The sequence below is a fragment of the Devosia sp. Root413D1 genome, assembly GCF_001425235.1.
GTDB lineage: Bacteria > Pseudomonadota > Alphaproteobacteria > Rhizobiales > Devosiaceae > Devosia_A.
Genome location: NZ_LMEA01000008.1, coordinates 515495 through 537149 on the forward strand (window position 1 = coordinate 515495; position 21655 = coordinate 537149).

The 21655-nt window shown below is 64.0% G+C and carries 22 protein-coding genes and 1 tRNA gene; 14 read left to right on the forward strand and 9 right to left on the reverse strand.

The annotated features are described in order from the left end of the window. Nucleotides 1-53 precede the first annotated feature (53 nt). The gene (locus ASC89_RS11060; protein ID WP_055879255.1) at nucleotides 54-512 is read right to left on the reverse strand and encodes a GNAT family N-acetyltransferase; all 459 of its coding nucleotides are present in this window, start codon (nucleotides 510-512) and stop codon (nucleotides 54-56) included. 109 nt (nucleotides 513-621) lie between these two features. Between ASC89_RS11060 and ndk the strand changes: the two genes are divergently transcribed. The 5 genes from ndk to glsA all read left to right on the forward strand — a co-directional run bounded on the left by ndk (nucleotide 622) and on the right by glsA (nucleotide 5815). Beyond that, the gene (ndk, locus tag ASC89_RS11065; RefSeq protein WP_055879252.1) at nucleotides 622-1044 is read left to right on the forward strand and encodes a nucleoside-diphosphate kinase; all 423 of its coding nucleotides are present in this window, start codon (nucleotides 622-624) and stop codon (nucleotides 1042-1044) included. Between the two features lie 204 nt (nucleotides 1045-1248). Continuing rightward, nucleotides 1249-3258, forward strand: a complete 2010-nt coding sequence (locus ASC89_RS11070) for a DEAD/DEAH box helicase (RefSeq protein WP_082533298.1) — start codon at nucleotides 1249-1251, stop codon at nucleotides 3256-3258. Nucleotides 3259-3308: 50 nt separating this feature from the next. Continuing rightward, nucleotides 3309-3593 (forward strand): 4-oxalocrotonate tautomerase family protein, encoded by a 285-nt coding sequence (locus ASC89_RS29105; protein WP_082533299.1) that lies wholly within the window; start codon nucleotides 3309-3311, stop codon nucleotides 3591-3593. 1 nt (nucleotide 3594) lies between these two features. Next, complete coding sequence (locus ASC89_RS11080) at nucleotides 3595-3780, forward strand: 2-hydroxymuconate tautomerase (RefSeq protein WP_055879248.1); 186 nt, start codon at nucleotides 3595-3597, stop codon at nucleotides 3778-3780. A 199-nt stretch (nucleotides 3781-3979) separates the two neighbouring features. Further along, entirely contained in the window at nucleotides 3980-5815 is a 1836-nt protein-coding gene (glsA, locus tag ASC89_RS11085) for a glutaminase A (RefSeq protein ID WP_055997637.1), read from the forward strand. 1 nt (nucleotide 5816) lies between these two features. Here the strand turns inward: glsA and ASC89_RS11090 are convergent, their stop codons facing one another. The 3 genes from ASC89_RS11090 to ASC89_RS11100 all read right to left on the reverse strand — a co-directional run bounded on the left by ASC89_RS11090 (nucleotide 5817) and on the right by ASC89_RS11100 (nucleotide 8622). Next, entirely contained in the window at nucleotides 5817-6605 is a 789-nt protein-coding gene (locus ASC89_RS11090) for an ion channel (protein WP_055997640.1), read from the reverse strand. Between the two features lie 44 nt (nucleotides 6606-6649). Next, nucleotides 6650-7852, reverse strand: a complete 1203-nt coding sequence (locus tag ASC89_RS11095) for a sugar efflux transporter (RefSeq protein WP_055997643.1) — start codon at nucleotides 7850-7852, stop codon at nucleotides 6650-6652. A gap of 65 nt (nucleotides 7853-7917) precedes the next feature. Continuing rightward, nucleotides 7918-8622 (reverse strand): FecR domain-containing protein, encoded by a 705-nt coding sequence (locus ASC89_RS11100; RefSeq protein WP_055997646.1) that lies wholly within the window; start codon nucleotides 8620-8622, stop codon nucleotides 7918-7920. 396 nt (nucleotides 8623-9018) lie between these two features. Between ASC89_RS11100 and sugE the strand changes: the two genes are divergently transcribed. Together sugE and ASC89_RS11110 are read left to right on the forward strand one after the other, a co-directional pair. Then, entirely contained in the window at nucleotides 9019-9333 is a 315-nt protein-coding gene (sugE, locus tag ASC89_RS11105; RefSeq protein ID WP_055997649.1) for a quaternary ammonium compound efflux SMR transporter SugE, read from the forward strand. Between the two features lie 204 nt (nucleotides 9334-9537). Further along, nucleotides 9538-9693, forward strand: coding sequence for a hypothetical protein (locus ASC89_RS11110; RefSeq protein ID WP_156384573.1), 156 nt, complete (start codon nucleotides 9538-9540; stop codon nucleotides 9691-9693). A 20-nt stretch (nucleotides 9694-9713) separates the two neighbouring features. Here ASC89_RS11110 and ASC89_RS11115 read toward each other — a convergent pair whose 3' ends face one another. The 3 genes from ASC89_RS11115 to ASC89_RS11125 form a co-directional block, all read right to left on the reverse strand. Next, entirely contained in the window at nucleotides 9714-10508 is a 795-nt protein-coding gene (locus tag ASC89_RS11115; RefSeq protein ID WP_055879234.1) for a calcium-binding protein, read from the reverse strand. Nucleotides 10509-10622: 114 nt separating this feature from the next. Beyond that, complete coding sequence (locus tag ASC89_RS11120; protein WP_055997652.1) at nucleotides 10623-12758, reverse strand: FG-GAP repeat protein; 2136 nt, start codon at nucleotides 12756-12758, stop codon at nucleotides 10623-10625. A gap of 217 nt (nucleotides 12759-12975) precedes the next feature. Beyond that, nucleotides 12976-13788 carry a calcium-binding protein gene (locus tag ASC89_RS11125; RefSeq protein ID WP_055997655.1) on the reverse strand — a complete coding sequence of 271 codons (813 nt, stop codon included), beginning with the start codon at nucleotides 13786-13788 and terminating at the stop codon, nucleotides 12976-12978. A gap of 232 nt (nucleotides 13789-14020) precedes the next feature. On the opposite strand from ASC89_RS11125, the gene ASC89_RS11130 reads away from it, so the two are divergent. Next, the gene (locus ASC89_RS11130) at nucleotides 14021-16108 is read left to right on the forward strand and encodes a molybdopterin-dependent oxidoreductase (protein ID WP_055997658.1); all 2088 of its coding nucleotides are present in this window, start codon (nucleotides 14021-14023) and stop codon (nucleotides 16106-16108) included. A 140-nt stretch (nucleotides 16109-16248) separates the two neighbouring features. Here the strand turns inward: ASC89_RS11130 and ASC89_RS11135 are convergent, their stop codons facing one another. After that, nucleotides 16249-17067 (reverse strand): sulfite exporter TauE/SafE family protein, encoded by an 819-nt coding sequence (locus tag ASC89_RS11135; protein ID WP_244488438.1) that lies wholly within the window; start codon nucleotides 17065-17067, stop codon nucleotides 16249-16251. Nucleotides 17068-17112: 45 nt separating this feature from the next. Between ASC89_RS11135 and ASC89_RS28465 the strand changes: the two genes are divergently transcribed. From ASC89_RS28465 to ASC89_RS11145, 3 genes are all read left to right on the forward strand, one after another. Then, nucleotides 17113-17361 (forward strand): hypothetical protein, encoded by a 249-nt coding sequence (locus ASC89_RS28465; RefSeq protein ID WP_156384574.1) that lies wholly within the window; start codon nucleotides 17113-17115, stop codon nucleotides 17359-17361. Continuing rightward, the gene (locus ASC89_RS11140) at nucleotides 17336-17779 is read left to right on the forward strand and encodes a glyoxalase superfamily protein (RefSeq protein ID WP_055997661.1); all 444 of its coding nucleotides are present in this window, start codon (nucleotides 17336-17338) and stop codon (nucleotides 17777-17779) included. The genes ASC89_RS28465 and ASC89_RS11140 overlap by 26 nt, the downstream gene beginning before the upstream one ends. Nucleotides 17780-17927: 148 nt before the next feature. Then, the gene (locus tag ASC89_RS11145) at nucleotides 17928-18644 is read left to right on the forward strand and encodes a glutathione S-transferase N-terminal domain-containing protein (protein ID WP_055997664.1); all 717 of its coding nucleotides are present in this window, start codon (nucleotides 17928-17930) and stop codon (nucleotides 18642-18644) included. 299 nt (nucleotides 18645-18943) lie between these two features. Here the strand turns inward: ASC89_RS11145 and ASC89_RS11150 are convergent, their stop codons facing one another. After that, nucleotides 18944-19441: a DUF2147 domain-containing protein gene (locus tag ASC89_RS11150; protein ID WP_055997667.1), complete on the reverse strand. Its 498-nt coding sequence runs from the start codon at nucleotides 19439-19441 to the stop codon at nucleotides 18944-18946. Between the two features lie 250 nt (nucleotides 19442-19691). Between ASC89_RS11150 and ASC89_RS11155 the strand changes: the two genes are divergently transcribed. From ASC89_RS11155 to ASC89_RS28470, 3 genes are all read left to right on the forward strand, one after another. Continuing rightward, nucleotides 19692-19782, forward strand: a tRNA-Ser gene (locus ASC89_RS11155). 635 nt (nucleotides 19783-20417) lie between these two features. After that, entirely contained in the window at nucleotides 20418-20951 is a 534-nt protein-coding gene (locus tag ASC89_RS11160; RefSeq protein ID WP_055879217.1) for a GNAT family N-acetyltransferase, read from the forward strand. 157 nt (nucleotides 20952-21108) lie between these two features. Continuing rightward, nucleotides 21109-21603, forward strand: a complete 495-nt coding sequence (locus ASC89_RS28470; RefSeq protein WP_156384575.1) for a hypothetical protein — start codon at nucleotides 21109-21111, stop codon at nucleotides 21601-21603. Nucleotides 21604-21655: the final 52 nt, after the last annotated feature.

Below are 21655 nucleotides of genomic sequence, written 5' to 3' on the forward strand. Positions count from 1 at the left end.
GCGCGAGTGCACGTATCTCCCGTCTCGGACGCCGTCCCGCCAACGGAGTAGCGCTAGTTCAGCCCCACGCGCATCAACAGCGCCTTGCCGAACTGCGTCTCGGTCACGCCGGTCTCGACGAAGCCGACCGACCGGTAGAAGGCGAGGGCGTCATCGGCGGCGACGACATGCAGCGTCGACGCGCCCATGGCCCGTGCCAGTTCCTTGGCCCGTTCGACCAGCCGGCGCCCGATGCCGAGGCGCTGCATCGCCGGATCGACGAACAGCCCGTCGAGTTCCGCATCACCGTCCGGCCTCGGCAGCACGACGGCGAAACCGGCCGTGGTGTCGGCGGCGTCCGCCACGCACGCCGTTATCAGCGTCAACTGTTCGATCGGCACCTGCACCGCTTCCGGGTGCGCCAGCAGCGTGTCCCGATCGCGTTCACTTGCCATCACCGTCTTCCAGACGATAGCGACCAGCGTCGGCTGATCATCGGCCCTTGCCGGGCGAATAGTGTATTCGGAGCCCATCGGCCCTCCGGTAGCTGCAATGCTGGTGACGGAACGCCCGTCTTGCGCCCGTCACGCCTTCCCGTTAGAAGGCCGCACCCAATTCAGACCCACTCCAAGGACCAGACACATGGCCATTGAGCGCACCTTCTCCATCATCAAGCCCGACGCGGTTCGCCGCAACCTGATCGGTAACATCCTTGCCGTGTTCGAAAAGAGCGGCCTGCGTCCGGTCGCGCTGAAGAAGATCAAGATGACCCGCGCCCAGGCCGAGGGCTTCTATGCCGTGCACAAGGACCGCCCGTTCTATGGCGAGCTGGTTGAGACCATGACCTCGGGTCCGGTCGTCGTGCAGGTGCTGGAAGGCGAGAACGCCATCCTGAAGAACCGCGAAGTGATGGGCGCCACCAACCCGGCCAACGCGGCCGAGGGCACCATCCGCAAGCTCTATGCCGTTTCGGTCGGCGAGAACTCGGTGCACGGCTCGGACGCTCCCGAGACTGCGGCCGAGGAGATCAAGTTCTTCTTCACCGACGACGAGATCGTCGGCTGATCGCCGGCTAGACCACGATTTTCCGAGGGCCGCCTCCGGGCGGCCCTTTTGTTTTGCTAGTGCCGCATCCACGATGTCCTCCCCGCGCAAGCGGGGACCTCCGTTTTTGCGACCGCGCCGCAGGCCAGAATACTGAGGTTCCCGCTTTTGCGGGAATGACCCGGTGAGTGTGATACTCATCGAGCAAACAGCAAAGATGCACCCGTGAACCTTCCCGAGACCATTCATCCCGCGCTCGCCGCCGCCCTCACGGCCCGCGGCTACGACACGCTGACGCCGGTTCAGTTGAGCGTGCTCGCGCCCGAGGCCGCCGAGCGGGACCTCCTGGTGTCGGCGCAGACCGGTTCGGGCAAGACGGTGGCCTTCGGCATGGCCATTGCCCCGACCCTATTGGGCGAAGCCGAAAAGTTCGAGCGCGCCGCCACCCCGCTGGCGCTGCTGATCGCCCCGACCCGCGAACTGGCCATGCAGGTGCAGCGCGAGCTCGAGTGGCTCTATGCCGAGACCGGCGCGCAGATTGCCGCCGGGGTAGGGGGCATGGACATCCGCACCGAGCGGCGGGCCTTCGAGCGCGGCGCCCATATCGTCGTCGGTACCCCCGGGCGGCTGCGCGACCATATCTCGAAGGGGGCCCTCGATCTGAGCAACGTCCGCGCCGTGGTGCTGGACGAAGCCGACGAAATGCTCGACCTGGGCTTCCGCGAGGACCTCGAGTTCATCCTCGACGCCGCGCCGGAAGGCCGCCGCACCCTGATGTTCTCGGCCACCGTGCCGCGCGCCATCGCCGATCTCGCCAAAACCTTCCAGCGCGATGCGCTTCGCCTCGTCGCCACCAGCGCTGGCGAGCAGCATGCCGATATCGAATACCAGCAGATCGTCGTGCGCAACGACGAGCGCGAGCATGCCGTCATCAACATGCTGCTGCTGCACGACAGCTCCAACACCATCGTCTTCTGCCACACCCGCGAGTCGGTGAAACACCTCACCGCCCGCCTCGCCAACCGCGGCTTCCCGGTGGTGGCGCTATCGGGTGAACTGACCCAGGCCGAGCGCTCCAACGCGCTGCAGGCGATGCGCGATGGCCGCGCCCGCGTCTGCGTCGCGACCGACGTCGCCGCCCGTGGCATCGACCTGCCCAACCTCGATCTGGTCATCCACGCCGACGTCCCGTCCAATCCCGAGACGCTGCTGCACCGTTCGGGCCGCACCGGCCGCGCCGGCCGCAAGGGCATTTGTGCGCTGATCGTACCGCTGCATCGCCGCAGCGCCGCTGCCCGAGTGCTGCGCGCCGCCAACCTCGACGCCACCAGCCGCGGCGCCCCAACCATCGCCGAAATTGATGCTCGCAACCGCGAGCAGATCATCGCCACGGCGGTGGCCGTCACCGCGCCGAACGAGATCGAGGCGCCGTTCGTCACCGAACTGCTCGCCCGCCTGACGCCAGAGCAGCTCGCCGCCGCCTATATCCGCCGCGAGCTCGCGGCCCGTCCGGCGCCCGAGGAAGTGTCCGAGCAGGCGGTTCCCGCTTTCAACGAGAAGCCGCCGCGCCGCGACAAGCGCTTCGTCGACGAAGACGGCGCACCGCGCGGCAAGCCGGAGCCGATGCAGAACGGCCGTTGGTTCACCCTGTCGATCGGCCGCAACCGCCGCGCCGACCCCAAGTGGCTGCTGCCGATGATCTGCAAGGCCGGCGACGTCACCAAGCGCGACGTCGGCTCGATCAAGATCCTCGACAACGAAACTCGCTTCGAGATCGCCGCCGACAAGGCCGATGCCTTCGCAGCGGCCATCGGTCGCGTCGGCGGGCAGATCGAGAACAACACCACCATTGCCGCCTCCGGCCCGCCCTCGGCGCCGCAGAAGAAGAGCTACAACCGCGACAGCGCCCCGCGCTTCAAGAAGCCCGACGACGCGCCGCGCTATGACAAGCCGCCACGCGAGGACGGCCCGCGCTACAAGGTGCGCTCCGACAAGGGCGCCAAGCTCGCCACCAAGCCGGCCCGCGAGATCACCCCGCCGGTAGCATTCGACGCGCCGCCGGCCACCCGTGAGCCGGTGCTGTTCAACAGGAAGCCCACCGAGAAGCCGAAGGTGAATCCCAAGGACAAGGGCAAGCCGAAATACAAGAACCGCGAGAAGCGCGACCCGCCCGCCGACGCTGCCGGGGCGGCTCCCCGCAAGAAGCCGAAAAAGGGCTACGATCCGCTCGGTTGACGAACGTACCTCGGCTGCCGCATCCTCCGCTCGGCTTAGGGGAGGAAACCATGCCTTACGTCCGTATCGAAATCACCGACGGCGCGACTTACGAACAGAAGTTGCAGATCTACAAAGAGACCACGGAGATGCTGGTCCGGATCCTGAACAAGAAGCCGGAATATACCTTCGTGGTCATCGAAGAGGTCGACAACAAGAACTGGGGCCACATGGGTACGTCCGTGGCCAAGATCCGCGAGGCCGAGGCCAAAGAGAAGGCGGCCGGCAGCAAGAAAGCCGGGGCCGGCAAGAGCGCCACGAAAGCGATGAAGAAAAGCTCAACCAAGAAGGCCTGACGTGCCCGAGATTCTCGTCCACATCGTCGAAGGCCGCTCGAAAGAGAGCAAGAAGGCGCTGATGAAGGATATCACCGACGCGGTGGTGAAGAACTTCAACGTCCCCGCCGAGCGCGTCGTCGTGCAGATCGTCGAAAGTCCGAAAGACAGCAAGTCGAGGGGCGGTGTGCCCTTCGACGAAATGTAGCAGCCGTTCCTGCCTGGGGAATCCGGCCTTCCGGCCGCCGCCCACGAGGGCGGTCGCTTTCGGCTGTCACACATCGGCGGCCCAGCGTACCTGCAGCATCGATCCAGTTGGCTGCGTGACTTGCTACCCACGTCCTATTGCTCAATGGATGGCCTGATGCATAGAGTGCTTATGCATTGGGCATCGGTGGGTCAGTTGTATGCAGCAGGTCGATTTCCGGGCAGCTGGGCTTTCGCCCAAGGAACTGCCGGTGTGGCAGTATCTGAACGAACTCTACGCTCGCCACCGCCCCAACCAGTCTGGACAACTGGCAAGTTACATCCCGGAGCTGTCGGCGGTTGATCCCGATCAGTTCGCACTGGCCTTCGCCACTACCGACGGGTTTGTCTACGAGGTGGGGGACACCGGCGCACTCTTCACCATCCAGTCCGTGTCCAAGGCGATAATCTACGCGCTGGCCCTTGAGGACCATGGGCGCGAGGAGGTGTTGCGGCACATTGGCGTCGAGCCCTCTGGCGAGGCGTTCAACTCGATCACCTTCGACGAACGCAACAACCGGCCGTTCAATCCGATGGTCAATGCCGGTGCGATAGCCGCCAGCGCCATGATCAAGGGCTCCGACCACACCGAGCGCTATCAGCGCATCCTCGACATTTTCCGGCGTTTCACCGGCCGGATGCTCGGCCTCGACGAGGCGGTCTACCGCTCCGAAAGCCTCACCGGGAACCGCAATCGCGCCATCGCCTATCTCGAGCTGAATGCGGGGATGATTTCGGGAGACGTGAATGAGCACCTCGACCTCTACTTTCGCCAGTGCTCGCTGCTGGTCACCGCTCGCGACCTGGCGATGATCGGTGCGACCCTGGCGAATGGCGGGGTGAACCCGGTGACGCGCCAGCGCGCGATCTCGACTGACAATGTCCGTTCCGTTCTCTCGGTGATGAATACCTGCGGCATGTACGACTATGCCGGCGGCTGGCAGTTCAGCGTCGGCCTGCCAGCCAAGAGCGGGGTAGGGGGCGGCATCGCGGCCGTCCTTCCCGGGCAACTGGGGATCGGCACTTTCTCCCCGCGGCTCGATGCCGTCGGCAACAGCGCCCGCGGGGTGAAGGTCTGCGAGGACATCTCGGCCAACTTCCGCCTGCACCTGTTCGAGGACCGTGGCGGCGGGCTCGTACCGTTGCGGCGAGTCTATCGCTCCGACGAGGTTCATTCGAAACGCGTGCGCCGGCACGAACAGGCGAGAAAGCTTGATCGCTACGGTCACCTGATTGCGGTTTACGAATTGCAGGGGGAACTGGGGTTCATCGAAGCAGAGCGGGTGACCCGTCGGATCATCGAGGATCTCGACAGCGCCTACTACTTCGTCATCGATCTCACCCGGGTGCTGCGGATCGACGGCGTTGCCGTCACGCTGCTCAACACCGCGCGCCGCACCCTGCAGGAGGCCCGCAAGGGCTTCGCTGTTGTTTCAATCTCGGATGAGCTACCACACACCTTCGAGCAGGATATGCATTTTCCCAATGTCGACCAGGCACTCGAATATTTCGAGAATCGGCTGCTGGACCAAGCGGGGAGCAGCCAGGCCGATGCAGCCGTGCCGCTCCGCGAGTTCGACCTACTTGCCGGATTGGACGAAGCGATCCTGGGGGCGCTGGCGAAGCGGCTGAGGCCGCAGCCATTCGAGCCGGGCACGACGCTGATCGCGCAGAACGCCCGCGCCGACGAGCTGTTCTTTCTGACCGAAGGTCACGTTGACATCACCGTTCGGGTTGGCAACGCCCCGAGCCACCGGGTCAGCACCGTCGAGCCAGGCACCGTGTTCGGCGAACTGGCGCTGTTCGGTCACGCCCCGCGTACGGCCGACGTTGTTGCTGTCAGCAGCGGCACAGCCCTGGTGCTTGATCGCGATGCACTGGACGATCTCGCGGTCAACGCCCCGGCCGCCCACAATGCGCTGGTGATAGCAGTGGGAGCGAGCCTCGCTGAGCGGCTGCGCCGCGCCAATGCCGAGATCAGGGCTTTGTCGCGCTAGGCTAGTTCCCCGGATCCGGGATGTTGAGCACGTGCCCGCAGGCCTTGCAGTGCACGGCATCGGGCTCGTGCCGTTGCAATCCGCATTGCGGGCAGGGAAAGAACACCTTGTGCGGGCGAAACAGCGATTGCGCCAGCCGGACGAACAGCGTGATGCCCACGATCATCACCGCGATCGAGGTGAGCCTGCCGGCCGTCCCCGGCAGGGTCACGTCGCCGTAGCCGGTGGTAGTTACCGAAGTGACGGTAAAGTAGAGCGCATCGACATAGCCCTCGATGCCGGTATCGGTGCTGCCGAAAAAGGTCAGCACGAATCCCGAAACGAGGAACAGGAACGTCACGATGTTGACGATCGCCTCGCCCTGTTCGCGGTACTGCGTCAGCTTGAACTTCTTCAGCGGCCGCCACAGCACGCCGCTCTTTGACAGCGTCCAGAGCCGAAGGATGCGCAGGAAGCCGAAATTGGCGAGCCAGGCGGGCAGCAGCAGCGTGATGAGGATGAAGATGTCGACGATCGTCGTCGGTTGCCTGAGCCAGCGCAACGGATCGGTCGAGGCAAGGGCGCGCGCCACGAGGTCGGCAACCAGCAGCACCGCCACCGCGATGTCGATCCAGATGAAACTCGGCCGGTCGCGCAGCAGCGGCGTCGCGATAAAGAAGGCGATAATCGCGAGGTCCACCAGCAGCACGGCGAACTGGAAGCGCAGCGCGGTGGTCGAACTGCCGTGGTAGAGCAGCCGTAAGGTCGAGCGGAGCCGCGTCAGGCCGTGCTCGGGCTTTGCCTCATCCATCGCGTTGTCTCCTCACCGGGAGCTTGCCCGGACGGCATCTGCTGTCAATGCTGCACGGCCGGCTGCCGTTGCAGGACATTGTGCGCCACCACCAGCACCAATGCACCGCAGGTCGCCAGCGCGGCGGCGACCCAGAACAGCTCGAGATAGCGGCCCGGCGCCGCCACCAGCCCGAAAATCCCGGCCGAAAGCATGCCCGAAGCAACGATGGTCACGTCGAGCAGTGAAGTCGAGAGCCCAACCCGGCCGCGGATCGCCTCCTGCATGTAGCTGATCGGCACGCTCATCAGCACGGCGATCGCAACCGCCCGCGGGATCTGCAGCCAGAACACCTCGGTGACCCCGCTCGCCTGGGTCAGCAGCACCTGGTAGAGCGCGTAGATCAGCGCCCCGGCGGCGATCAGCGTGTGCTTCCTGAACCGGCGGCCGAGCAGGCCCCAGGCCAGCATCAGCGGAATCTCGAGAAATGCCCCGATGCCCGCGGCGATGCCGACATCGCCGATATTGCCGCCGAAATGGCTGACCATCGCCAGTGGCGTCGCCGTGCCGCTGACCTTGATCGCCACATTGATCAGCAGCACGCCGCAGATGCCGACCAGCATCGGCAGCGCGATGCCGCCTTTGCCGTCGGGGCTCGGCTTGGGCGGAGCGGAGATCACCCGGGTGGCGGGGTCGGCCAGCATGACCAGCGAGATGGCGCCGCAGACGACATAGGCCACGGCCGCCAGCAGGTAGACGTCGAACACCTGGTAGACCGCGGCGATCCAGCCGGCGAGCGGCGGCACCATCACCCATGATGCCGCATAGATCGAGCGCAGCACGGTGATGCGGAATTCGGCATCTTCAGGCCGCGTCTGGTCATAGTAGACGCGGGCATAAGCAAAGGTCTGGCTGAATGCCGAGTTGCCGAATGGCAGGATCACGCAATAGGCGACGACAAAGGCCATCGGGCTGCGCAGCCAGTACATCAGGCCCATGCCGAGCGCGCCGAGCAGTGCGGTGACCAGCATCAGCAGCCGGCGGTCGCCGATCCGGTCCGACAGCCAGCCGAGCGCCACTGAAGCGACGACGCCGACGATCGAGGCGAGTGTCAGGATCAGTGCGAAATCGCCGTGCCCGATCTTCAACGCGTCGATGGCGATGATCGCGTCATAGGGTGCCGTCGAGGCATAGCCCACGCCGATCGACAACAGGCTCGCAGAAATGAGCGCCGCCATCGGCAGGCGTGGCTGGGCAGTCTCGGTCATCTCAGGCAGTTCTCCCCCGCGATCCCTAATGCAGAATCGCGCGGGCAGGCCAGTGCTTTACTTGGCTACTTGCAATCGAAGCAGCAATCGTCGCACGGCTCTTCGACCGGCTCTGCAGCCGGCTCGTCGCCATCATCCTTCACCAGGCTCTCGGCCTGCGTGCTGGCGACGAACCCCTTCTGGAAGCACTCCTTGGCTTCTTCGACGCGGAACGCGCCGAGCAGCGGGGCCTGCGACTGCGCATACTTGAAGTTCGCCTTCAGATCGTCGCGGGCAGCGCCCTTGAAGTCGTCGGTGTGCCCAAGAATCTCGGACTTGCCGAGGTCATAGGCGCCCAGCTCGCAGGTGTCGTCGAGCGTCACGCAGGTGTTGCTCAGGTTACAGAGCACGACCTGCCCATGATACAGCAGCACCTTGGTTTCCTGGGTGCTGGAGTTGAAATCGAACGAGGTGCCGCGCACCCCGATCGTGCCGGTCGGCGTCTCGATGATGTAGCGATCCTTCGGTGCTCGGCCGGTGGTGAAGCGGAAGGTGCCTGACAGCGCATTGATGGCGAACTTGCCGGCTGAGTCATCCTGACGCAGCAGGTAGTCTTCGATCAACAGCGCCGAGTTCGGGCCGACCACCAGTTCGGTCTGGTCGCTGAACTTGATCTGCACCTGCCCCTTGGCGCCAGTGACCACGCGGTCGCCGATGAAGATGTCGGCGCCGACCGTCAGCGTCTTGGTGTCCGCCTTGGTTTCGACCGAGGCGGCAGGATCGACTCCCAACGCCTTGCCGCTGGCGGCGAGTGTGGGGAATGAAAAGGAAATGAATCCAAGCGCAGCAATTGCGCAGGCGAGGGGGGCTCGCCACATCAGGGGGTGCATATGCGTCCTCGGCTATGCAGTGGCACGGAAATCGCCCGGCCCCCCGGCGGGTGCGATCGTCGGTCTCCTACACAAGCCAGTATGCCGGTTCCAGCCCGAAAAACCGGATTCATCTGTGCTGGTGACCGGCTTGTTCAGGAATCGTTCAGCTTGTCCGCGCCGCGAAGGCGGGCCAGCAGATCTGCGCCCCGGGCACTTCTCCGCAGCTTGGCCCGAGCCTATATCCACTGCGCCGGGGACGACCCCGACACTTCCCAATAATCAGGCGGGACGGCCCGCGCTCAAGGAGCAACTCCCATGGCGTGGGTTTACCTCACTATTGCCGGCCTCTTGGAAGTGGTGTGGGCCATCGGCCTCAAATACACCGAGGGCTTTTCGAGGCTCGGCCCGACCGCCATCACCGTGGCGGCGATGGTCGCCAGTGTCATATTGCTGGGCATCGCGCTGCGTGACCTGCCCGTCGGTACCGGCTATGCGATCTGGACCGGCATCGGCACTGTTGGTACGGCTGTGCTCGGCATCCTGATTTTCCAGGAGCCGGCGACAGCCCTCAGGCTCGCCAGCATCGGCCTCATCGTTGCCGGCATCGTCGGCCTCAAGCTGGTCAGCTGAACGGGGGCTGTTGCTTCCGCGCCAGCCTGTTTGACGAAAATGCGGGATAACGCAAAAGTTGATGGAACCTTTTGCGCTTTTCCGTAACGTGATTTGCGGGGGCTCCGTCAGGCGGAGCTAATCCGCGCCGAGCGTCAGCGCATCTCGAAAAGAAAGTAAAGGGGAGCCATGCTGTTCCGCTCTGCTGAGGTCGTGTCTGTCCTCATGCTCGTTGTTGCCTTGATCATTGCCAAGCATCTGCCGCTGTTTTCCGGCCTGCCCTTGTCGCAGATCACCGGCATTGTCTGCTTCATGTTCGCGATCTATCTCAGCCTGCGCATCTACAATGCCGAGCTGAAAAAGCTTCGCGCCGAAGAGTAAGCCGGGCCACAGCCCGCCATTTAGAGAATGAAGTCGGCTGCGTACATCGGCAGCCGGCCATTCAGTTCGATCTGAAAATCCGCCACGCCGTCACCGTCTGTGTCGCCTTCGACCAGCGTTACGGCGGAAAGGTCGGCGCGCTGCTCGTAGACCCAGCGCAACTCGCCGGCCTTGCCGGTGAACTCGGCAAAGCCCAGCAGCTGGAACGCCTGGTTACCGGCGAACTGCTCGTTGGCGTCGATCGACCCGAGGTTGATTTTGTCCCCCGTCGGCTTGAAGTCCCAGATCACGTCGCGCGTCGTCTCGCCGATACCGATCTCCTCGACGCTGCGAAAATCGAAGCGATCCCGGCCCTGTCCGCCGAGCATGAACTCCGTGCCGAGGCCGCCGATCAACAGGTCATTGCCGGCCCCGGCGTTGAGATAGTCGTCACCGTCGCGCCCGTCGAGCCGGTTGCTGCCGCCCCAGTCGATCAGCTCGTTGTCCGACGCGTTGCCCAGCAGCGCCCGGCCGGAATAGTCGATGGCCATGGTGAGGTTCTCGATCTCGGGATAATCCTCGAGATCGATCGCCACCGTGGCGCGGATGGTGTCCACCCCACCGATATCGACGACGGTGTCGGAGCGATCGTCGATAAGCTGGTAGATGTCGTCGCCTAGCCCGCCCTCGAGCAGGTCGGCGCCACCGTGGCCGAACAGCTGGTCGCTGCCGCCCAGTCCGATGATGTGATCGTCACCGGCAAACCCGAGGATGGCGTCGTTGGCATCGCTGCCGGTGAGCGTCTCGGGCGCGTCGGTGCCCATGATGTAGGCCATGGAAATCTCCCTCAGAGCGCTTTCAGGAAAAGTTGCAGACTTTTCCGGTTCGAAAGCGCGACCAAATCAATGACCTAGATCTTTTCGTCGTTTCACTTGAAACGGTGAGAAGATCTAGAGAATGAAGTCGCCCGCCGTCAGCACATGCTGGCCGCGCAGTTCGAGGCCGAAATCGGCCTCCCGATCTCCATCCGTATCGGCTTCGATGATGGTCACCACCTCACCGTTGGTGAAAGTGAAGTAGTCGTAGCGCAACTGGCCCCACTTGCCGGAGAACTCGCCGTCGCCGATGAACGTGAAGGCCTGGTTGCCGTTACGCCAGACGTTCGAGTCGACGCCGGCAAGGTTGATCACCTCGCCCGCTTCGAAGTCGACGATCACGTCGCGACCCACGGTCGGTTCGCTCTGGTAGTTGGCAAAATCGAACCGATCCATGCCGGCGCCGCCAATCAGCACATCGCGCCCAAAGCCACCGATCAGGATGTCATTGCCGCCGCCGCCTTCGAGCCGGTCATTGCCGTTGCCGCCGGAGAGCACGTTGTCACCAAAGCCGCCAACCAGCCGGTTGTTAAGGTCGTTGCCGCTCACGTGCCAATCGCCCGCATCGGCAAGCACCAGGTTTTCGATCTCGGGATTGCCGGTGAGGTCCCAGTGCGTCGTGGCGCGGATCGTATCGATGCCGCCGCTATCGATGATGCTGTCGGTGCGGTCGGCGAACACGAAGTATTCGTCGTTGCCGAGCCCACCTTCGAGGGTGTCTGAGCCCGCGACGCTGCGCAGCGAGTCATTGCCAACATCGCCGATCAGGTGGTCGTCGCCGCCATGGCTGATCAGCACGTCGTTGCCGAGCCCGCCACGCACCGTCTGGTCGCCGGCGGCGTCGATCCGGGTCACCGCTTCGGTGGGCTTCAGCCCGTACACCACCGCAGTGGTCCCAGAGAGATAGAGGCCGCCCGGGCTGGCGTTGCTGTTGCCGAAGGCGAGGTCGGCGAAGCCGTCGCCGTTGAAGTCGCCGAGTCCGGCAACGTTTTCGACGCCGGAATAGGGGTCGGAGCTGTCGATTTCGAAGCCGCTGCTACCGTCGAGATCGTCGACGTCGAAGCCCGGCGTGTGGAAGTTCGCGCGGCCGAACACGACGTGCGCCCGGCTGTAGCCGGTCTGCACCAGCACATCGTCGAAGCCGTCGCCGTTCACATCCCCGGCGCCGGCCACCTCGGTCCCCAGCCGTGACAGGGTCGGCCCGCGGATGACAAAGCCATCGCTGCCGTCGAGCGCCTCGAGGTCGAGCGAAGCGTCGAACCCGTCCGCCTTGCCGAACACCACATAGGCCTCGCCGCCCTCGATATGGCCGTGCGGTCTGGCATTGGGATCGCCGATGATGAAGTCGTCGATGCCGTCGCCGTTCACATCGCCCGCCGCCGCGACTGTGCGGGTGACATCGGGGTCGAGCCGGAAGCCGTTGCTGCCGTCGAGCAGGTCGACGGTAAGGTCGGCCGGAAAGCCATCTGCCCCGCCGAAGATCACCGCCTCGCCAATGGCGACGTCGCCATACCCGTCCCCATTGATATCGCCGATACCGGATGGAGGCTCGTACCCGCGCTCCAACTGCCTGAAGATCGATGCGGTGACGTCGGTGACGATCGCATCCGCCGCAAAACCGTCCGCCTTGCCAAGCAGGAGCCGGGCCTCGTAGTCGGTGGTGATCAGCACATCGTCGAAGCCGTCGCCATTGGTGTCGCCGGCCGAGGCGATGGTGTAGCTGGCGGTCGATCGCGGCGGTCCGTTGAGCGTGAAGCCGTTCTCGCCGTCGAGCTGCTCGAGCCAGAAATACGGCTCGAACCCATCCGCTTTGCCGAAGACGACGTGCACGTCCTCGTAGCCGTACTGGTCAGTGTCGTTGGTGGTGCCGACCATCAGGTCGTCATAGCCGTCGCCGTTGATGTCGCCGGCGCCTTGGACGTGCCAGGGCTTGTCCACCGTATCGATGGCAAAGCCGTTGCTGCCATCGAGTTCGGTGATGTTGAAATCGGCCGGAAACGGCTCGGCCGAACCGAAGACCAAGTAGTTGTAGACGGCACCGCCCATCCGGTCGCGGCCGCTGACGATGATATCGTCGAAACCGTCGCCGTTGACGTCGCCGGCGTCCTCAACGCTGGTCCCCAGCCTGTCGTCGGTGGTGGCGCCGGTGATGTTGAAGCCGTCGCTGCCATCGAGCGCGTCCGGATCGATGCTAGGTGGATAATAGGCCATGCTGAAAATCCTCCCGAATATCGTTCAAGGCTCCGCCTCGGCCCGCGATCCGGGAACGCAGCGACCTGCATGGGGGACATGTCAGCCGCGCATGGATCGGCCTGCTTTCGGCGCTTCCATCGCCTAGCCAGTACTGGCGGATGCCTATTTTTGCGGCATCCGCCTATCTGCCAAGTGACGGCGCCCGTCAGGCGGGCACAGGTGAACGCCACCCCTGCTAGAGGATGAAGTCGCCGGCGCTGAGCGCGATGCTGCCACGCAGCTCGATCTCGAAATCGGCGACACCGTCGCCGTCGGTATCGCCGGCAATCACCGTCACCGTTTCGGTGCCGGCATCGATGAGTTCCTCGTAGGTCACGAGCTCGCCGGCCGAGCCGGTGAAGCTGGTGGCGCCGAGAAAGTGGAAGCCCTGGTTGCCGGAATGTCCGGCGTCGGCGTCGATCCTGCCCAGATGGATAAGGTCATCACCGGCCGTGAAATCCATGATCTGGTCGCGGCGGTCGATGCCCGGACCCGAGCCGATGCCGGTCTCGGCTACGTCGTGGAAGTCGAAGCGATCGTCGCCGCTGCCGCCCTGCAGGTCGTCGGTGCCGAGCCCGCCGGTGAGGATGTCGTCGCCACCACCGGCAACGAGATAGTCCTGGCCCTCGCGTCCATCGAGGATGTTGCTGCCACCCCGATCGAAGATTTCGTTGTTCAGCGCGTTGCCCAGGGCGCGCCGGCCGGAAGCTTCGGTAGCCATCACCAGGTTCTCGATCTCCGGGTAGTCTCTGAGGTCGAGGCTGGTGGTGGCGCGGATGGTGTCCCAGCCGCTGACGTCGATGATGGTGTCCGAGCGGTCGGCGTTGAGCTCGTAGGTGTCGTCGCCCTCGCCGCCCTCGAGGAGGTCGGCGCCAGGGCCGCCGATGAGGCCGTCATTGCCGTTGAGCCCGATAAGGTGATCGTCACCACCGAGGCCCAAGATCCTGTCGTCGTCGTCCTCCGCGCCGATAATCGTATCCGGCCCGGACGTGCCGATAATGATTGCCATGATGTTCTCCCTCTCACACCCCAGCTTGCGACGGCCTTGTTCGGCGCAGCACAACCGCGATCGGCATGACGGCTACGCTCAGGCCGCATGGCGACAGCAGATTCTGCTGCAAATGGTCCCGGCGGCTGCCTAATTCCTGGGCGTGACGGGTCTCGGCGCTCGGCGCTGCCTGGCCACTTGGCAGCGGCCTCGCCAGTCGCACGCGACGTCGCCCCGTGCTAAATGTGCGCCCATGAACGCCATCACCACGCCTCGCACCGCCCGTTCGGTGTGCCCACATGATTGCCCGTCGACCTGCGCGCTCGACGTCGAACTGATCGACGAGCGGACCATTGGCCGGGTGCGCGGCGCCAAGGACGATCCGTACACGGCCGGCGTCATCTGCGAGAAGGTGGCGCGCTACGCCGAGCGGATTCATCACCCGAACCGTTTGACGCATCCCCTTCGCCGCGTTGGCAAAAAGGGGGCTGGCGAATGGCAGCAGATCAGTTGGGATGAGGCCTTCGACGAGATCGTCGCCCGCTGGCTGGAGCTCGAGCGCACCGATGGTCCCGAGGCGATCTGGCCCTATTTCTATGCCGGCACCATGGGCCACGTGCAGCGCGACGGCATCGAGCGGCTGCGCCACGCCCGTGGCTATTCGCTGCAATACGACACCATCTGCACCGGCACCGCCTGGCCCGGCTTCATCGCCGGCACCGGTGTCCTCGCCGGCCCCAACCCCGAGTCGATGGCCGACAGCGATTGCGTCGTCATCTGGGGCACCAACGCCGTCGCCACCCAGGTCAACGTGATGACCCACGCCATCCGCGCCCGCAAGGAGCGCGGGGCGAAGATCGTCGCCATCGACATCTACCGCAACGGCACCATGGAGCAGGCCGACATGGCGCTCGTCGTGCGCCCCGGCACCGACGGGGCGCTGGCCGTCGCGGTGATGCACATCCTGCTGCGCGACGGTCTCGCCGACCGCGCCTACATGGCCGCGTACACCGACTTCTCGCCCGAGTTCGAGGCGCACCTCCAGAGCCGCACGCCCGAATGGGCCGCGGCCATCACCGGGCTTGCTGTCACCGAGATCGAGGCTTTCGCCCGGCTGGTCGGCACCACGCCGAAAACCTATTTCCGTCTCGGCTACGGTTTCACCCGCCAGCGCAACGGCTCGACCTCGATGCATGCGGCGCTCTCGGTCGCAGCGATGACCGGCTCCTGGCAGCACCATGGCGGCGGCGCCTTCCACTCCAACTCCGGCTCGTGGAAGCTCGATAAATCAATGATCACCGGCGCCGACATGGGCCCCGGCGGGCGCGAGCTCGACATGAGCGAGATCGGCAAGGTGCTCACCGGTGACAGCACGGCACTGAAGGGCGGCGGCCCGGTCAAGGCGTTGTTCATCCAGAACACCAACCCGGTCAATGTCAGCCCGGAGCAGGGGCTGACCCGCGCCGGCTTTGCGCGCGAAGACCTGTTCACGGTCGTCCACGAGCAGTTCATGACCGATACGGCCAAGCTCGCCGATATCGTGCTGCCCGCCACCATGTTCCTCGAGCACAACGACTATTACCGCCGCGGCGGCCATACGCGGCTGCTCTACGGCCCCAAGCTGGTCGACGCTCCCGGCGAGTGCCGCTCCAATTTCGAGGTGGTCAACGAACTGCTGCGCCGCCTCGGCAGCGACCACGCCTCGATGCACCTTACCGATCGTGAGATGGTGGCCGAGACCTTCCGCCGCTCCGGCTTCGGCGAGCTCGACGAGATCGAAAAGACCGGCTTCATCGACGGCGCCTGGCCCGACGAGAAAGCCCGTTTCGCCGATGGTTTCGCCTGGCCCGACAAGCGCTATCGCTTCGAGCCGGACTGGGACGCCGTGGCGCGGCTTAAGGGCTACACCTGGGTCTGCGATCCCTCGGAGATGCCGCGCTTCGCCGACCATTGGGATGTCACCGAGCGGGTCGACGCCGAAACCCCGTTCCGCCTTGCCACCAGCCCGTCGCGCAGCTTCCTCAACTCGACCTTTGCCGAAACCACCGGCAGCCAGAAGCGCCAGCCCGAGCCGACCGTGTTCGTTCATCCCAACGATGCTGCCGAGCTCGGCATCGCCGATGGCGACCCGGTGACGCTCGGCAACCGCCGCGGCGAGGTAGCGCTGAAGGCGGTGTTCTTTGCCGGCATGCAGCGCGGCGTGCTGATCGCCGAGGGCATCCACCCCAACTCGGCGCATCGCAACGGCCAGGGCATCAACACGCTGATCGGCTCGGACCCGGTCCGCCCCTTCGGCGGCGCGGCCTTCCACGATACCTCGGTGTGGCTGCGCAAGGACTGAAACCAGCCACCGGCCTCTCGGCCATCTCCCCCCTGGCGGGGGAGAAAGCGAAAACTCGGGCTTAGCGCAGCTAAGTCCTTAGTTTTCGCCAGAGAGGGGGCTGCGGAGCTACCAGATCGTGGCTCAGCGGAGCGGCATGGCTACGCCCCGTAAGCCTGCCAGAAGAACCAGCCGGTCAGCCCGATCCCGTAGACGATGACCAGGCCGCGGATCAGCTTGGTGGGGATGCGTTTGGCCACCCGCGCCGCGACATAGCCGCCGATGGTCACGCCGACCAGCGCGATCGAGCCGTGATACCAGTCGATGGCGCCGGATAGCGCGAAGCGGATCACGCAAACCAGCGCCACCAGGGTCGAAATCCAGAGTTTCAGCCCGTTCATGGCGTGGATGTCGGTGAACCCGGCCAGCGCCAGGAAGGCCAGCAGCAGCACCCCGAGCCCGGCGTTGAAGAAGCCGCCATAAACGCAGATGCCGGCGAGCAGTACGAATAGCAGCACCACGCCGGCATGCCGGCTGCGGCCGTTGCCGCCGCCTAGCTGGCGCACATAGCTGTTGATCCGCCCGCCAAAGGCGAACAGCAGCACTGCGAACAGCAGCAGCCACGGCACCACCAGCACGAAGGTTTCGTTGGAAACCCGCAGCAGCAGTTCGGCCCCGACATAGCCGAAGACCAGCGAGACGATGGTGTAGCCGATCAGCTTGTCTCGATGCGCGACGATCTCGCGCCAGAAGCCGAACGCGCCGCTCGCATAGCCGGGAAAGCTCGCATAGGTGTTCGACGCATTGGCGATCACCGGCGGCACGCCGGCGAACAGCAATGCCGGAAACAGGATAAACGAGCCGCCGCCCGCCAGCGTATTGATGGTGCCGGCAATGAGCCCCGCGACGAACAGCATGGGTTCGGGAAAGCGGGCCATGTCGGCAATAAGGCTGGTGAAGAAAAGCAGGATCTCGGACATGTGACTTCCCTAGCCCCTTGCACGCCGGCACTCCAACGAGAAACGGTGATCTTCGCCATCAGCGGCACGAATGGCGGCAAGTTGACAAAGCCCGCCCGATCCACCACATGTTGCGCCGTGCTGCTGGCGCCTGCCGCTCGCCGGGGAAACCCGATGGTCAAGTCCAGCCGCGGATCATCCGTGACGCATCACATGATCGCTCCCTTCGAGGCGGTTCATGGCAAGGCGAGCCCCATGAAGAAATCCGCCTCTGTTGAAGAGGACCGATATGACTTTCTCTCTCGATACCCCTAGTGCCGCCACGCTCAAGGCTGAGGCTAAGGCGCTGCGCGCCGAACGCGCCCTCGCGGGCAATCCGCTGGGGCAGGGCGCCGCGCTCGAAGAAATCGCCCACCGCCACGGCTACCGCGATTGGAACACCGCATCAGCGGCAATGCCGGAACGCGCGGTCAGCCCGGTGCAGGTTGGCCAGCGCGTCAAGGGCACCTACCTCAGCCAGCCGTTCATCGGTATGGTCATCGGGGTACAACTGCTCGCCGACATGAACCACTACGAGGTGACCGTGAAGTTCGATCGCCCCGTAAACGTGTCGAAATCCGAGCTGATGGGCCCGATCTACCGCCAGCGGGTGCGCGCGACGGTGGACCTGCGCGGCATCTCGGCGGCGCGCACCAGCAACGGTGAACCGCATATGCGCATCCAGCGCGCCTAACAGAATGGATTTTCAACGGCGGGGCCCGCTCCGCCGTTGTCATTCCCGTGTGCGGGTTGTCTTCCATCGTCAGGTGCCGATATATGGAGTCCTCGTCCTCCGGTGGCGTTCCGTCACCACTTCAGCAGCAGACCCGGGACTTCACCCAATGACCACCCAGACCTTGCCGATCGATCTCTATTACGCCGCCACGCCGAACGGCCGAAAGATCACCATCATCCTCGAGGAGCTGGCGCTGCCCTACGCCATCTACCCGATCAATATCGGCCGCGGCGACCAGTTCAAGCCCGATTTCCTCGCCATCTCGCCCAACAACAAGATCCCGGCGATCGTCGACCCCGAGGGGCCGGAGGGCAAGCCCGTCTCCATCTTCGAGTCCGGCGCGATCCTCAAGTACCTCGCCGAAAAGTTCGGCAAGTTCTACGGCACCAGCTGGTCCGAGCGGATCAAGATCGACGAGTGGCTGTTCTGGCAGGTCGGCGGCTTCGGCCCGATGCTGGGGCAGAACAACCACTTCTCGCGCTACGCCCCCGAGAAGATCCCCTACGCCATCAAGCGCTATCAGGATGAGAGCCACCGGCTCTATCGCGTGCTCGACACCCAGCTCAAAAAGCAGGCCGAGCTCGGCAACGACTATGTGGCAGGCGATTACTCGATCGCCGACATCGCCATCTTCGACTGGTCGCGCGGTTCGGACAATCACGGCATCGACATCACCGAGTTCCCCAGCTTTGCCGCCTGGCGCCAGCGCGTCACCGACCGGCCGGCCGTGCAGCGCGCCCTCGGCATCACCCTCGAGCAAAGCCAGCAGATCAGCGCCGCCACGGACAAGGAAGCGCAGAAGATTCTGTTCAACCAGCGCTGAGTTCGGTGATCCTCCCTGCTTGGCGGGGGGAGCCGCAAACACCGTGGCTCCGCACACCCCCTCCGAGCTTCGCTAGCTCGCTGCGCTCCCAAGCTTCGCTTGCCTCCCCCGTCGAGGGGGAGGTGGGCATCGAGTGCATGGCTGGACCTTGCCATAACCACCGGCCGGCACCCTCCCCTTGACGGGGAGGGATGGGGTGGGGTGGGCCACACGCGCTATGCTAGCTGATCCCACCTGTGCTGTGAGCCGACGCCAGTGATTAGTCGTCCGAGCGAAAGCAGGGCCCTCCCGCAAGCGCTCTACTCAGTCACAACTTCCAGCGGGACCCGCGACCAGTCCTGCTCCTGGCAGAGCACATAGAGCACGCAGCCTTTCAGCCGGATCAGGTCGGCCGACAGCACCTCGACCGAGCCCGAGTAGATGTTGCCATCCTCGGGGTTGTAAATCTCACCTTCATAGAACATCGGGTTGCCGGTCTGCCGCAGCGCCAGAATCTGCAGCCCCTGGATCGGCCGCCCCTGCAACGCCGGATCCTTGTTGTTGGCGTCGGTGAAGGATGCCGAATCAACGCTTTCCAGCTGATCGCCATACTTCTCTTTGATCGCCTCGGGGATCACGATCTTGGTGATGTGACCGCAATAGCCGATAGGGCAGGCGACAATCGTCAGCTCGGTCTGGGCCGTTGTCAGCCAAACCCCCTCGATCAGCGCTGGCAGCGTCTGCTGCGCCGCCGCCGGGCCGGCGCCCAGCGCCATCGATATCGCCACGATGCTCGTCAGCTTCTGTAACCAGGCCATGGGTTCATCCTCCGCAAAGATCGCCCATCCGGTCCGCTCGAATCGAGGAGAACTCCCCGATTGCGGCAACTACGGCCATCGTTGCGCAGCCTCTGGTCAAATCAATGGCAAAGTTCAGCAAGTATCGTGACGGTGCGGCCGGCGCGGCACTTCTGCATCACTTGCCCGGCGCCGGTCATTTATTGCGTTGCGCGCGCCCCCGAAAAACCCCTTGCCCGCCCGGACGATTGCCCCTATCAGACCCTCCGACGGAGAGGTGGCCGAGTGGTCGAAGGCACGCCCCTGCTAAGGGCGCAGACCTCTAAAGGGTCTCGTGGGTTCGAATCCCATCCTCTCCGCCACCCTGCGCCCTGACGGGCTTCGGGTGGCAGGCCACCTGGAGCCCGGCAGGGTGCAGGGTGATCTCCCCAAGCTGCGGAGCAGCGCAGGGAGACAGGTCCCCCGTGCGGCCCCCCCAATTCCTCGGCAGACAATCTGAAGCGGCGCCACCTCATCGAGTGCGCGGGTTCTTTCAAGACCCGCCTGCCGTCGCGCTGAACTCCTGCGTCCGTGGGCGGAGCACGCGCGAGTTTCCGCTACCGCAACTCCGTTTCATGCAAGGCCACGGGCCGAAGCGCTCACGAGAGTGACTTGCGGACGGACCGGTCCCTGCGAAGAGCCGGGCCGGTCGCATCGAATGCGGTCCGATCTCATCGATCTCGGCACGTCAGAGCGTCGGAAGCGTGAGCGCCCGACGCTGCCGAACCACGGTGGCATGACGTGCGTACGACAATCCCGATCGTCACCGTTGCTTAGAAGTTTGATCATTCGGAACAAAAGCCTCCGCCAGCAGAAGCTCTCTCTCGAGCAGATGACCGCCGTCAAACAAAGTCACCCGCGTTGATAAAGATTTCTACGTATTCCCCCTTGTTAAGAACTTGGCCATGTGATCCTGTGAGGTCATAGGGGCCAATTTCACAATAGAGAGCAAATCCCGATGGATGCGCAGGTCAACCCGGTCGACGAGACCGGCGAACGGTCGCGCTTGCCTGAAAGTCAGGGGGTGGTCATCGTCAAGATGACGTCGCCGCGGGAGGCCGTACTATTGCTGCCGCTGGTGCGCACCTGGCACGCCGAGAGCCAATACCGCCACCTGCCATTCTCCGAGCGCAAGTTTCTCGCCCAGGTCATCCGTGCGCTCCAGCGCCGCGACGACGGCGCGACCTTCTACGCCCTCCACCGCGGCGAGGCGATCGGCCTGATCGATGTCGCCGCTGGCGAGGCTTGGCTCAGCGAGGGCGGACGGTACGCAACCTGTTTGGCTTGGTTCGTGCGGCCGGATACTCGGATAAGTATGCTTGGAGGCCGGGTGGCTCGGCAGTTGCTGGATCAGGCGAAGACTTGGTCCGTCCAGACGAGAGCGGCAATGCTATTCCTCAACGGTACACACGGCCCACGCACCAGCTTCAAAAGAATGGGAGGCACCCCTATGGGAGAAAACATCGCGTTGGCCCTTGGCTGTGCTGAATGATCACCTTGGTACATTGGATCCAACTTCCTCGCAGCGGTTGTGACGCCGGGTTACGTGTCCATACCGCTGGGTTGCGCCCTCCGATCGTCAATGGTCGTTCTAAATAATAATACCTGAAACTGGAAACATCCGGGGGTCTGTGCATGGCGGTGGTAGAATGAAAGTGATCCGATCGTACCGAGGCGTGTTTGAACTTGTTGTTCTCGTTCTTCTATCTGCAGTCACAACTATTCCTCTCTCCTTGTCATCGAATATTGCGGTTGCAGAATCTGGTGTCGACACGTTTGGGGAGGTAGTTTGCAGGCATAGAGAGGCGCTGGATGTGTACGAGATGATACACAAGTACTTACCCAAGGCGGTTCTCCGAGGTGGAGTAGTATCTATTGGCGACACAGTTCTGCTGGATGCCGGGAGGGTATCTATCATTTGTCTCGGAGAAGCGCCAGCCGATGGATACGTGGTGGACTCGTTTGCTGCTCGCGGAGAGGGAAATACATATAGCTTCTCAATTTGGCGGATGTCGATGGACGAAGCGATTGCGTTCAATAATCACTTCTTGTTCAATTCAACAAGTGAATGGATGCAGACATCTGAATTCTTTATGATTGACAGTAACACAACTGCTGTTTCTACAAGGGCTGCGAGGAATTAACAGATGGGCAAGTTCATTTACGACGCATCTGTACCTGAACTATTTCGCGAAG

Bases quoted from the DNA above. Each gene is read 5' to 3' on its own strand.
- ASC89_RS11060 (WP_055879255.1), bottom strand. From the start codon at position 512: ATGGGCTCCGAATACACTATTCGCCCGGCAAGGGCCGATGATCAGCCG.
- ndk (WP_055879252.1), top strand. From the start codon at position 622: ATGGCCATTGAGCGCACCTTCTCCATCATCAAGCCCGACGCGGTTCGC.
- ASC89_RS29105 (WP_082533299.1), top strand. From the start codon at position 3,309: ATGCCTTACGTCCGTATCGAAATCACCGACGGCGCGACTTACGAACAG.
- glsA (WP_055997637.1), top strand. From the start codon at position 3,980: ATGCAGCAGGTCGATTTCCGGGCAGCTGGGCTTTCGCCCAAGGAACTG.
- ASC89_RS11090 (WP_055997640.1), bottom strand. From the start codon at position 6,605: ATGGATGAGGCAAAGCCCGAGCACGGCCTGACGCGGCTCCGCTCGACC.
- ASC89_RS11095 (WP_055997643.1), bottom strand. From the start codon at position 7,852: ATGACCGAGACTGCCCAGCCACGCCTGCCGATGGCGGCGCTCATTTCT.
- sugE (WP_055997649.1), top strand. From the start codon at position 9,019: ATGGCGTGGGTTTACCTCACTATTGCCGGCCTCTTGGAAGTGGTGTGG.
- ASC89_RS11110 (WP_156384573.1), top strand. From the start codon at position 9,538: ATGCTCGTTGTTGCCTTGATCATTGCCAAGCATCTGCCGCTGTTTTCC.
- ASC89_RS11115 (WP_055879234.1), bottom strand. From the start codon at position 10,508: ATGGCCTACATCATGGGCACCGACGCGCCCGAGACGCTCACCGGCAGC.
- ASC89_RS11120 (WP_055997652.1), bottom strand. From the start codon at position 12,758: ATGGCCTATTATCCACCTAGCATCGATCCGGACGCGCTCGATGGCAGC.
- ASC89_RS11125 (WP_055997655.1), bottom strand. From the start codon at position 13,788: ATGGCAATCATTATCGGCACGTCCGGGCCGGATACGATTATCGGCGCG.
- ASC89_RS11130 (WP_055997658.1), top strand. From the start codon at position 14,021: ATGAACGCCATCACCACGCCTCGCACCGCCCGTTCGGTGTGCCCACAT.
- ASC89_RS11135 (WP_244488438.1), bottom strand. From the start codon at position 17,067: ATGTCCGAGATCCTGCTTTTCTTCACCAGCCTTATTGCCGACATGGCC.
- ASC89_RS11140 (WP_055997661.1), top strand. From the start codon at position 17,336: ATGACTTTCTCTCTCGATACCCCTAGTGCCGCCACGCTCAAGGCTGAG.
- ASC89_RS11145 (WP_055997664.1), top strand. From the start codon at position 17,928: ATGACCACCCAGACCTTGCCGATCGATCTCTATTACGCCGCCACGCCG.
- ASC89_RS11150 (WP_055997667.1), bottom strand. From the start codon at position 19,441: ATGGCCTGGTTACAGAAGCTGACGAGCATCGTGGCGATATCGATGGCG.
- ASC89_RS11160 (WP_055879217.1), top strand. From the start codon at position 20,418: ATGGATGCGCAGGTCAACCCGGTCGACGAGACCGGCGAACGGTCGCGC.
- ASC89_RS28470 (WP_156384575.1), top strand. From the start codon at position 21,109: ATGAAAGTGATCCGATCGTACCGAGGCGTGTTTGAACTTGTTGTTCTC.